At 71.8% G+C, this 11,612-nt stretch carries 8 protein-coding genes and 1 pseudogene; 2 read left to right on the top strand and 7 right to left on the bottom strand.

From position 1 onward, the window contains the following. Positions 1-211, bottom strand: a pseudogene (locus NBX02_RS09960) (hypothetical protein); the annotation flags it as partial. Between the two features lie 627 nt (positions 212-838). Between NBX02_RS09960 and NBX02_RS09955 the strand changes: the two are divergent. Then, positions 839-2,050 carry an acyl-CoA dehydrogenase family protein gene (locus tag NBX02_RS09955; RefSeq protein ID WP_250282593.1) on the top strand — a complete coding sequence of 404 codons (1,212 nt, stop codon included), beginning with the start codon at positions 839-841 and terminating at the stop codon, positions 2,048-2,050. A gap of 251 nt (positions 2,051-2,301) precedes the next feature. Here NBX02_RS09955 and NBX02_RS09950 read toward each other — a convergent pair whose 3' ends face one another. The 3 genes from NBX02_RS09950 to NBX02_RS09940 form a co-directional block, all read right to left on the bottom strand. Next, on the bottom strand, positions 2,302-3,510 hold the full coding sequence (locus tag NBX02_RS09950; RefSeq protein WP_250291060.1) for a helix-turn-helix domain-containing protein: 1,209 nt from the start codon (positions 3,508-3,510) through the stop codon (positions 2,302-2,304). Beyond that, the gene (locus NBX02_RS09945; protein ID WP_250286335.1) at positions 3,507-4,607 is read right to left on the bottom strand and encodes a LuxR C-terminal-related transcriptional regulator; all 1,101 of its coding nucleotides are present in this window, start codon (positions 4,605-4,607) and stop codon (positions 3,507-3,509) included. Before NBX02_RS09945 ends, NBX02_RS09950 begins: the two co-directional genes overlap by 4 nt. Positions 4,608-4,939: 332 nt before the next feature. Further along, positions 4,940-6,133 carry a TetR/AcrR family transcriptional regulator gene (locus tag NBX02_RS09940; protein ID WP_250286333.1) on the bottom strand — a complete coding sequence of 398 codons (1,194 nt, stop codon included), beginning with the start codon at positions 6,131-6,133 and terminating at the stop codon, positions 4,940-4,942. Positions 6,134-6,620: 487 nt separating this feature from the next. Here NBX02_RS09940 and NBX02_RS09935 point away from each other — a divergent pair, with 487 nt between their 5' ends. Further along, a complete protein-coding gene (locus NBX02_RS09935; RefSeq protein ID WP_250286331.1) occupies positions 6,621-7,658 on the top strand; it encodes a TIGR03617 family F420-dependent LLM class oxidoreductase in 1,038 nt (345 codons plus the stop codon). 83 nt (positions 7,659-7,741) lie between these two features. Here NBX02_RS09935 and NBX02_RS09930 read toward each other — a convergent pair whose 3' ends face one another. The 3 genes from NBX02_RS09930 to NBX02_RS09920 form a co-directional block, all read right to left on the bottom strand. Continuing rightward, the gene (locus NBX02_RS09930) at positions 7,742-7,960 is read right to left on the bottom strand and encodes a hypothetical protein (RefSeq protein ID WP_250291057.1); all 219 of its coding nucleotides are present in this window, start codon (positions 7,958-7,960) and stop codon (positions 7,742-7,744) included. A 30-nt stretch (positions 7,961-7,990) separates the two neighbouring features. Next, complete coding sequence (locus tag NBX02_RS09925; RefSeq protein ID WP_250286327.1) at positions 7,991-9,160, bottom strand: peptidyl-prolyl cis-trans isomerase; 1,170 nt, start codon at positions 9,158-9,160, stop codon at positions 7,991-7,993. Further along, a partial coding sequence (locus NBX02_RS09920; RefSeq protein WP_250291055.1) for a hypothetical protein occupies positions 9,157-11,612 on the bottom strand: 2,456 nt, incomplete at its 5' end. The genes NBX02_RS09925 and NBX02_RS09920, both read right to left, overlap by 4 nt.

The following is an 11,612-nucleotide window of genomic DNA, read 5'->3' as shown; positions in this document are numbered from 1 at the left end:
AGGCGCCTTCCGGACCGCTGTCGGTGTCCCGCTCCGGGTACGCGGCCAGCCGCTCACGAAGGCCGGCGGCGCCGGCGGCCGGGCCGTGCTCCGAACCGGCCGTCCAGTCCCCGTCGTACCGAACGTCGTCCGTGTACAGCGAGATCGCCACGTCGGTGTCACTCGTGATCCCCCGCGCCCACTGTTCGGCCTGTTCGGTGACTCGGCTCATCGACGCACTCCGTTCCGATCCCGGTTGGCCCGACCAGGGCCAGGCGACGGTCACACCCACGAGCGCCAGGCCGGCAAAGCCGGGACAGGCCGGCTCCGCCGGGCCGAGGGGCACGATCAAGCTTTTCCTGCGTACCGCGGTCCCGGAAAATCCGGGAAAGCTCAAGAAAGAGACTGTCGGCCCGATCGGCGGGTAGGTGTCCCACACGGTAGAACCAGTTCGTGGCCGGCGCCTCATCCCCCGGGGGTAAAGACGGTGCTCCTTCGGGTGAACCGGTGCCGCTTCGCCTGAACCAGCAGGCCGGCGGCGGTCCCAGCGCCAGGATAACCCGGTCACGGACGATCATCCGCCGGTCGGCGGCTGCCGGCTTACCGTACGCGGGTAATGACGGCGGGGGCGATAATGACGGAAGCCGTGGAAGCCGCGGTGGCGGACCGTGGCCGGGCCCGGACGACACGTGCCCGGCCAGGCCCCCGATCCCCCGGAGAGGAGGTGGTTCCCACCGGGTGTCACCCCGTCGAAGGGCAGAATCTCTCCCGCAGGGAGATTCCAGCCGGCGGTGGCTCGATTATGCTCACAACGGCTTCGCAAGCACATGGTCGTCGATGGTTGGGAGTGAGTTGCGGTATGGGGAAGCACGATGTGGAAATAACCCCGGCCGAACAAGCCGAGGTGATACAGATAGCCCGTTCGGTGGCGAAGCACTTTGCCGAGGCCGGCGCACGGGCTGATGCCGAGAACCGCTTTCCGACCGAGCTCGTGCCGATCTACAAGGAGAGCGGCCTGCCCGCTCTGGCCGTCCCGAAGAAGTACGGCGGCCTCGGCGCGGACATCTGGACCACCACCTTGGTGTCCAGGGAGCTCGCCAAGGGCGACCCGGCCATCGCGCTGGCGTTCAACATGCACCAGACCATGATCGGTATCTTCCGTGGCCTGCTGAACGAGGAGACCCGGCAGCGGGTCTTCGCCGAGGTCGTCAACGAGCGCAAGATCGTCTGCGGGCCCTTCAGCGAGGACCGGGCCGGGCTGACCGGTCTCGCCGACACCGTGGCGGTCCCCGACGGTGAGGGCGGCTGGCACGTCAGCGGCAAGAAGACCTGGGCCACCCTCTGCCTGGGGGCCGACATCGTCGCCTTCAACGCCACCGTCACCGATCCCTCCGGGGAGCTGCCCGAGGACTTCCAGGAGCACGCGTCCCGCGAGGCCGTCTTCGTCATCCCGATCGACACGCCCGGGATCAGCATCATCGAGACCTGGGACACCCTGGGCATGCGCGCGACCGGCACCCACACCCTCGTCTTCGACAAGGTCTACGTGCCGGCCTCGGCGTACGGCGGCAACTTCCGTAACGGCCTCTTCGGCGAGTTCGAGTGGGCGTCGCTGAGCTTCTCCGGCGTCTACCTCGGCCTCGCGGAGAAGGCCTACGCCGAGACCCGGGAGATCCTCAAGAAGAAGTCCCTCGGCGCGACGCAGGAGGGCAAGGACGTCGCCCTGAAGGGGATCGGCTACGTCCAGTACGGGCTTGGCAAGGTTCTGCTGGAGACGGAGACGGCGGCCCGGGCGCTGGAGACGACCGCCCGGATCCTCATCGAGGGCCGTGACGCCGAGTGGAACCCGATCGCGCGGGCGGCGTTCGTCGACGTCACCAAGGTCACCGCGACCGAGACGGCGATCAAGGTGACGGACGCCGCGCTCCGCCTGGTCGGCGGCTCGGCCTTCCGGCGCGGGCACGTCCTGGAGCGGCTCTACCGGGACGCCCGTGGCGGACCGTTCCACCCGCTGACCACCGACCAGGCCTACGACCTGCTCGGCCGGTCCGAGCTCGGCCTGCTCGGCTGAGCATCGGCCAGGCCCACGGCTCTGCTCGGCACTGCGTACCCGCGGGGACCGCGGCTGCTCCGGCCGCGGTCCCCATCGAGGGGCGGGGCTGTCGGCCGGGAGCCGTGATCTCCGCCGAGGCCCGCCACCCGAGATCCGCCACCTGAGGTCTGCCAGCGTGGCCGGAGACAGGGCCGACCGTCCACGGCACAAGAAAAACAGTACGCACCGTAGCAGTTCGCTGCGGTGCGTACTGTTGTGTCGGCCGATTCTCAAGCCTCGATCTCACGCATGGTCATCCCCAGGGAGCCCGCGATCGCCTGGGATCGGTTCACCGCGCCGAGCTTGCGCAGGATGTGCTTCACATGCGACTTCACGGTCTCCTCCGCGATGACCAGGGTCTCCGCGATGACGCTGTTCGTGGCGCCCGCCACCATCAGCTCCAGGACCTCCGACTCCCGCGCGGTGAGGTCCCCGCCGGGGTGCGCGGTGGCGACCAGGGCGGGCCGCGCGCCGTCGCCGGGCATGGCTCCGGTGCCCGCGTACCGGGAGAGATCGATACCCGCGTCGCAGAAGTCGTTCATCATCTCCACCGCCGACGACAGGATCTCCCGCACGTGGTTGCGCTGGGTACGCAGGCGCTCGGTCAGTACAGCCCGTTCGTAGACATGGCTGAAGCCGTCCGCGAACATCCAGAGAACATCCCGGTCGACGTCGTCCACGCGGCGTGAGGACGGATGGTGGTCCGCGTGCAGGAAGCCCACGACCTCCGGCCCGCGCATCACCGGGGCGACGACGTAGGACTTGGAACGCCCGGACTCCACGATGATCGGCCGGTAGACGGGCGCGTTCGCGGTGTCGTACACGACCGCGGGCCGGCAGTCGGTCAGCAGCCCGGTCTCGGGCGTCATGCCCTCCAGCGGGATCGGCCGGTCGATCCAGCGCGCGAACCACGACTCGTCACCGTTGCCGAAATAGGCCATCCACGGATGCCAGGCGCCGTTCTCCACCCGGGAGAGCACCGCGCGCCCGAAACCGCACCGCTGGACGAGCTCCCCGCACACCTGGTCGAGCAGGTCGGCCGAGTTCGGCAGCGTCCGCAGGCGCTGCAGCCCCGCGGCGCAGTCGGCAAACCGGCGGGTGCACAGGTTCAGGTCATGCTGGTAGAGGTCGAACGAGAGCTCCTGGAGATCCAGGATGAGATGGCACAGCTGCAGGCTGGTGTCGCTGCCCGCGGCGGTGATGCCGTCGGTGGCCCGCAGCCGGTCGATGCAGCGCCCGGCCAGGGTCGCGACGACCTCGGTCGACGTCCCCAGATCGTCGGGGATGACGGACGCCGTCGGCTCCGCGTGGAGGGCGGCCCGCACCTCGCCGTGCACGAGATCGAGGCGGGCCGCGAGATCGCGTTGGCGGCGCCGCCATCCTCGGACGCCGGTGGGTGCCGGGAACATGCTGGGCTTCCGGTCCGGGTCGGCGGTCATAAGGCGCGGTCCTGACTGCGCGCGAGGTACAGGTACCGGGCGATCGCCTCGGCGCGGTTCGACGCGCGCAGTTTGCGCAGGATGTGCTTCACATGCGATTTCACCGTGGTTTCGGAGACGGTCAGGCGGTCGGCGATCTGTGCGTTGGTCGCGCCGCTGGCCAGCAGGGCGAGCACCTCCCGCTCCCGCGGGGTCAGCCCGTCCGGGAGCCGGGGTGCGGATGCCGCGAGCATGCCGGGCAGCGACACCGGCGGCTTGGACTCGGTCGCCGGGATGCTCTGCCGCGCGAGCCGGACCGGGGCCGCGCTGAGCCCTTCGGTCATCATCCGGGCGGTGCAGAACGCCTTGGCGATCCGTTCCCGTTGCAGGGCGAGACGCTCGAGCAGCACCGTGCGCTCGAGAATCAGGCCGAAGCCGTCGGCGAAGATCTGGATACGCTCCCGGTCGTAGCCGGTGAGGCGGCGCCCGGAGGAATAGGTGTCCGCGTGCAGGTAACCGACGACCGAGCCACTTGCCAGGACCGGCGCGACGACGTACTCCCGGGTCTGGGACACCTCGACCAACGGGCGGAAGAGCCGGGGCTCGGACTGCGCCTGCTGGATCAGCGCGGGCACCTTGCGCCGGACGAGCTCGGCCTCGGGCATGGCGGAGGTCAGCGGAATCCGCAGGTCCTGGATGAAGTCCCGGAACGCCACGTTGACCGCGCTGTCGGCGTCGGTCGTGACGTGCAGCTCGGCGGGCAGCCAGGTCGAGCCGCGTAGGCTGGAGATCATCGCCCGGTCGAATCCACCGGCCGCGCACAGGGCGGCCGGAGCGGACGCGATGGCCTCCGCGGAAGTCGTGGCCCGGCGTATCCGGGCGAGCTCCTCCCTGATGCGGCTCAGCACCCGGAACGGCATACCGAACATGTGTGCACGCAGGTCGTTCTGCACGGCGCCGAGTTCGGCGAGCAGCGCGCCGGCCCGGGCCGCCTCCCCGCCCCGGACCGCCGCGTCGATGGATTCACCGTCGATCCGCTCGAGCCTGGCCGTGAGCGCCGCGGCCGAGCGGCTGCCGGGCTCGACCGGAGCCGCGTCCACCGCCGTGTGCAATGCCATGACCAGCTTCTTCTGGCGAATCTGAAGATCCGCCTGTGCTAACGCAGTGGTGGAATATGGTGACGCCACTGTCCCTTGTCCTCCACGTCCGAAGTGGACCGATCGCGACGACGGCGCGGCCCCCGGGGCCCAGCGCCCCTCGCGGGGGCCGGCCAACAGCTCCAGAGACCGGATCTATGTGTTGCCATATTTACTTCGGACAGAACGTAGGTGATTCAGGTCACTTCGTCAAGACTTCTCCGAATACGGCTCCCGGGCCGGCTCCGGGCCGGCTCCGGGCCGTCGGCGCGCCCGCCCGCGGCCGCCCGCCCACAGCGGCCGCGGGCAGCACATCATCGGTTGTGCAGGATACGGGCAGCTACCATGTGGAGTCTTTCCGTAATATCCGGCTGGCTTCGCAGATGAGCTGTGCGCGCAACGTCGTTGACCACCATCAACACGGCGTGGATACGGAAAAGCGCCGCGGTCCGGTCCAGGTCCGGGCGGGTGGCCGCCATCAGGGACACCCATTCCGCGACGTAGTCGTGCTGCGCCTTGCGAATTCTGTGACGATTCCAGTACGGAAGGTTCATGACCTCGGCGACCAGCACGTTGACGAGGTCGGTGTGCGCCATCGCGAAGTCGATGTAGGCCGCCACCACGTTCTCCAGGCCGCCCTGGGGGGTCGTGGCGGCCGCCAGCGCCCGGGCGAGGCCCAGCTGCAGGGACTCGGCCGCGCGCGCGACGATCGCCATCAGCAGGTCGGCCTTGCTGGCGAAGTGCCGGTAGACCCCGGCGCTGGTCACCCCGACCCCGGCGCCGACCTCCTCCATGGTCACCGTCTGGTAGCCACGGGTGCTGAACAACCGGGCCGCCGCCACCAGCAGCGCCTCCCGCCGCCCCCGCGGTGACAGCCCCGTCTCGGTGGTGGCCGGATCCGCGGCCGGCCGCCCGGACACGCCGGCGATGTCCACGGTGCACACCGACAGGGCCATCCCCCGCAGCAGGGCGGCCATCGCCTCCGGGGCGGCCGGGACCCGGTGGTAGGAGGGGCTGGTGAGCACGGCGAGCGCGCACCATGCCAGCAGTTCCGCGTCGTCCCGGCTCAGTTCCTCACGCGCGTCGTTCAGGGCGACGACGAAGCCCGCCAGGAAGGCGAAGAACCGCTCCCGCATCCGCTGCCGCTGCTCGTCGTCGAGATGGCGGCTCTCCCGGCTCCACAGCACCCCGAGGTCGCGCCGCCGGCCCGCCGTCTCGGCCAGGTCCTGCACCATGGCCGTGAGCTGGCCGCCGTGATGCCGGTCGACGGCGGCCGCCGCCAGGTCGAAGCTGTCGGTCAGCGCGCACACCAGCAGCTCCTCCTTGCTGCGGAAGTGCCGGTAGAGCGCGCCGGCGGTGATCCCGACCGCGCTGGCGATGTCCTCGGTGCTCACGTTGTGATAACCGAAACGGTAGAACAGCTCACTGGCAGCGGTGATGATCTGAGCTCTGCGGTTGCGTGGACGCGGAGTTCTCGTGATCGTACCTCTGCCGCCACGCTCGCTCACTGCCCGCTCCCACCCTGCCGTCTCACGCGGATACCGCTCCTGCCCGGGCTCCCCCACCGCCGGTGGCTGACGGCGCGATCCGACGGCAACGCCCCCGGCCGGGCCCCCGGCCAGGCGCCCGGCCCGTGTCCGGGGAGCGCCGCGTGCCACTTCACGCACCGCCTCGCGCATCGCCGGACGAGGTGGAGTTGTTGACCCATTAAGTTACTCCTGATTTACTTCTTGCCATCGGAGCCAACTCTCCACGAGCGGCCACCCCTCCACCGTCTTCTGATCACAACGCCAGCCCTCCGCCCCGTCCACCGGGGCTCCGGCCGGCATCCCGCGGCCGGGCGGGCCAGCCAGGAGAAAAACGATCTTCTCCGGTACCGGCGGCCGGCCGGCGGTAGGCAGCCGGACCGTCAGGGCGGCAGCCGGCCCGGGCGGGGCGCGTCGGCCCCGTGAGCAGGTGTGAAACAGCCGCCGTGACGATCAGGAGGAGCTGACGGTGCTGGTCGACGGATTCATCGGTGGCGGTTCCTCGGACGGGACCAGCGGCGCGGATATCGCCGGTATCTCGGCCCAGGTCGCGGAGGCCGAACGGATCGGGTACGACGGGGTGTGGGCGACCGAGGTCGGCCGCGACCCTTTCTTGCCATTGCTGCTGGCCGCGGACCGCTCACCACGGCTGCAAATCGGTACCGCCATAGCCGTGGCATTCGCCCGCAACCCGATGACCATGGCGTCGACAGCGAACGACCTCCAGACATTCAGTGCCGGCCGGTTCGTGCTGGGGCTGGGCTCTCAGATCAAACCACATATTCAGCGCCGTTTCAGCATGCCGTGGTCCGCGCCGACCGAGCGGATGCGGGAGTTCGTCCTGGCCATGCGGGCAATATGGCGTAGCTGGCACCATGGGGAGCCACTCGACTTCCGCGGCGACATATACCAGCACACATTGATGACGCCGCTGTTCAATCCCGGGCCCAGCCCCTACGGCCCGCCACCGGTCCTGATAGCCGCGGTCGGGACGAAGATGGCCTCGGTCGCCGCCGAGGTCGCCGACGGCATACTCGTGCACTCTTTCACCACCGAACGCTATCTGCGGGAGGTCACCCTCCCCGCCGTCGAATCGGTGCTCCGTGACAACGGCCGGCAACGGGAACAGTTCACCCTCTCCTACCCGGGGCTGGTGGCCACCGGGGTCGACGAGAAAAGCTACGACGATGCCGTGCGGACGGTGCGCGAGCGCATCGCCTTCTACGGGGCCACCCCGGCCTACCGCGGTGTCCTGGACCTGCACGGCTGGGGCGACCTGCACACGGAGCTGCACCGGCTGTCCAGGCAGAACGAGTGGGACGTCATGACCAAGCTCGTGGACGACACCGTGCTGCACACGTTCGCGGTGGTGGGTGAGCCGGCGGCGGTCGTCACGGAGCTCCGGCGCCGCTTCGACGACCTGATCAACCGGTTCACCCTGTTCGTGCCCTACCCGCTGGCCGACGAGGCCCGCCAGATCATCGTGGCCGGGCTCCAGCGGGACTGAGCCGCGGCGGCCGTCGTGGGCTGCCGCGGGCCGGCCGCGGGTTGTCGTGGGCTGACCGCGGGCCCGCAGGGGCACGCCCGCGGTCAGCCGGGGAGAACCTGCCCGGCCACGGCGAGCACGACGAAGACGATCGCGATGATCGTGCAGGAGCGGGCGCCCCGGCGCAGGGAACGCTCCTTTTTCGCCCGTCCCTCCGGCGAGAGGGAGGCGGGCACGAGGGCGGCGGCGTTGCGCTGCCCCCACCGTCCGATGGCGAAGAACGCGGCGGCGAACGCGAGCTGCACCAGCACCGCGGCGATCATCATGTCGAGCCGGTCATCATGTCGAGCCGGTCATCGTGCCGCGGGGAGGGACAGCGGCGGCGGGGCCGTCAGCGACGGAGGGGCGGCTGCGGGCGGCAGGGACAGCAGGGACGGCGACAGTGGCGCCGCGGGCGCCGGGCCGCTGGTCACGCCTGGCCGCGGGAGCACCGCGGAGCCGTCGGACGGCGGCGCGTCGGGATCCGCGGGCCGGTAGTCGTCGGCGTACTCCACGTCCGCCGCCCTGATCCGGTCGGCGAGCCATGCCCGCCAGACCGCGAGCGCGCGCTCCGAGCGCAGCGCGTCCCGTACCTGGTCCCTGACCTGCTCGAAAGACGGCTGGCTGGCCGGCCTGTCCTCGAGAACCTGGCCGACGTTCCAGCCGGAACGGGTCTGCACCGGGCCGAACACGGAGCCCACCGGGGCGGCGAAGGCGGCCTTGGCGTACTCGGCGTCCAGCTGCGGGGCGGTGACGAATCCCAGATCTCCCTGGCTGCCCCGGGTCGACTCGTCCAGTGACGTCTCACCGGCGAGGGCGGCGAAGTCCGCGCCGTCCCTGGCGCGCCGCACCACCTGGTCGGCCTCCTCCCTGGTGGCGACCACGATGTTGCGCAGACGACGCTGCGCGGGGACGGCGAAGTCCGTCCGGTGGCCCTCGTAGTACGCGGGCAGCTGGTTGTCGGTGACGGCCGCGGCCGCGGGCGCCGTCACATCCTGGAACAGCCGGGCCGTGCGCTGTTGGCGTCCGACCTCGTCGAGGACGTCGTTCTCGGACACCTTCAGCTTGGCCAGCAGGTCGGTGAAGGCACGCTGCCCGTCCGCCCCCGGCCCCATCTGCTCGTCGATCATCTTGGTGAGGGTGTCCCGGGCCGCCTTGTCCGCGATGACGATCTGGCGCTCGGCGGCGGCCCTGTCCATGATCATGCTCACCGCGACCGCTTTGGCGACGTCCCGCCGGAACTGCTCCAGCTCGCTGCCGCCGACCGGCTCGCGGATCCCGTAGAGCGCGCCGAGGACCTCGACCCGGGCCTGCAGCTGGTCCCTGGTCACCACGGTGCCGCCCACGCGGAAGGCGGCGTTGCCGGGCAGGCCGGTCACCAGCGGCACGATGAGCAGCGCGAGCCCGGCGACGACCAGCGGTACCAGCAGCACCAGGACCGTGCGCACCCATGACCGGCCCAGCGGGCCCGGTAGCGCCCTCATACCTTCACCTCCGTCCGCGCCGCGCTGGACGTGCCGTCCGGCGGCGGCGCGCCATGCTCGCTGCCGGTCCCCGGCGCGCCGCGCCCGTCGTCCGGCACATCCGTTCCCGCCACGGCATCCGTTCCCGCCACGGCATCCGTTCCCGCCACGGCATCCGGCGGCGCCGCGCCGCCCGCGCTGTCGGCCCGCGGCCCGGCCGCCGGCCGGACGGGGAACAGCCGGACGACGACGAACGCCGCCAGCAGCGACAGGCCGACCGTGGCCGCCAGGAAGATACCGAACTGCCGGATGAGCGACAGACCGGACGCCGCCAGCGCGAGGTAGCCGGCGGACGCGGCCAGCGCCGCCACCGCCACCGACCGGCGCAGGTGTGGCGACCGGCGCGCGTACCCCTGGCCGAGCAGCACGCTGAACTCGCACGCGGTGGCGGTGGCCAGCGAGCCCAGGGAGACGGTCAACGGGGTGAGCGCGACGCCGCACACCCACGCCCCGGCCAGTCCCCACCCGGTGGCCAGCACCGCGGCCAGCACGGCACGCGCCGCGTCGGAACGTCGCGGCAGGCCTACCAGCAGCACCAGCCCCGCCGCAACGATCCCGATCAGGCTTGCCGGGTAGCGGTCGCCGGACACCAGCTCGTACCCGCGCGCGGCCACCACCGGCAGCCCGACCAGCTCGGCGGTCAGCCCCTCCGGCGGTCGGGGCAGCGCGGCCCGCACGTTCCGCAGCAGGTCCTGCTGGCGCGCGACGTCCTGCAGCTCGACACCGAAGCTGATCACCGCCTGGCGGCCGTCGTTGCGCACGACCGCGGTGGCAAGGTAGCGCGGGAGCTGCCCGAGCCCGGCCGTGATCTGGTCGGGTGTCGGCGAGTCGCCCAGGAAGGCGAGCAGGCCGGGCAGGCTCACGATGGGGTGCAGGTCGCCCCCGAACCGGCGGATGGTGGTGTCCTCGACCTGCCGCATCCAGGCCAGCGCCTGCGGTGTGATCACGTTCGTGCCGCTGACCAGGATCTGGACCTCGCCGGCCGATCCGAGCACCTCCTCGGCGTGCTGCGCGTCGGCCAGCGTGGACACGCCGTCGGCGAGCCGGTCCGGCCGGGCCTCGATGTCGAGGAACGCCAGCGCCGACCAGCCCGCCGCGGCGACGGCGACGAGCATGACCAGCACGGCGGCCCGGCGCGCCCGCGACATCGCCGGCAGCGGCCTGTCCGCACCCGCCTCCTGGCCCATCTCATGCTGGCTCACCGCATGCCCCACCGCGGCGGGCGCGGCCCAGCGCCGGGTGAGGAAGCCCAGCCCGACGGCGAGCAGGACGCCGGCCGCGAGCGCCCATCCGAGGTCCCGGACGAACGGCACCGGCGAGAGCCCCAGCGAGGCGAAGCCCGCGGCGCTGGCCAGTGCCGCCACGACCACCCGCCGCGGCTCGGCGCCCCGGATCAGGTAGGCGGGGAAGTCGCTGCCGATCCCGACCAGGATGGGCAGGAAGGCCACGACGCCGAGGGAGAGCGGGTGTCCCAGCCAGCCGAGGGCCGCGAGGGTGAGCGCTGTCGCGCCGAGCGTCGCGGTCAGCGGCAGCAGCCGGTGGCGGCGGCGCACCCAGGGCACCAGCAGGTAACAGGCGGCGATCAGCCCGAGGGCCAGCCCGCCGAGCAGCGGGATCTCGCGCCGCACCTGCCCGCCGAGATCGGCGGCGATCGCGGGCATGCCGGTGACGGTCAGCCTGCTCGTGCGCAGCCCGGCGCTGCCGGCGACCTGCCGCACGGCGGCCACCAGCCGCTCGGTTCCCGCCTGGTCCAGCCCCTCCCGGGGACGGACCAGGACGGCGGCGGCGTTCGGCGACGGCACCACGAACCGCCACTGCTGGCGGGGGGAGCCGTCCTGGTCGAACACCACGGCGTTGACGAAGGACGGGTTGCGCAGTGTGGGCAGGCCGGCGGGCAGGCCACGCACGAGCAGGCTGCCGTAGCGCAGGTCGTACTCGGCGACGGCCGCGTCCGCGGCCTGGGTGGCCTCGGCGTCGGAGCGGCCGGCGGCGCGCGCCTGCTCCTCGGCCTCGGCCCGCAGGGCGTCCCGTCTGCCGGAAATGGTCGCGAGCAGGTTCTGCGCCGCACCGGCGATCTGGTTCAGTATGGTCCCCGGGCCGTAGACCACGGCGACGTCGGGCAGCCGCGCCAGGCTGCCCTCCAGCGCCACCAGCTTGGGGATCTCCTCGGCGCCCAGCAGCTCACGCGCGCCCGCGGACTCCGCGAGGATGACGACCGGGTCGCCGCCGAAGGAACGCGCGGACTCCTCCAACGCGCGCTGTGCCGGGTCCCCGGCGGGCAGGAAGGACGCCGTCGTGGTGTCCGACTCGACGCGGGTGAGCCCCACCCCCGTCGCCAGCGCCACGAGCAGCACGACGGCGAGCCAGGCGCAGGCCCGCGCGGACGGGCGCCGGCGCGGCCGCGCCGGCAGCC

The organism is Protofrankia sp. CiP1_Cm_nod1, from assembly GCF_920888515.1.
Classification (GTDB): domain Bacteria; phylum Actinomycetota; class Actinomycetes; order Frankiales; family Frankiaceae; genus Protofrankia.
Note: the sequence above shows the minus strand (reverse complement) of the source record. Positions and strands in the feature narration are given on the sequence as shown.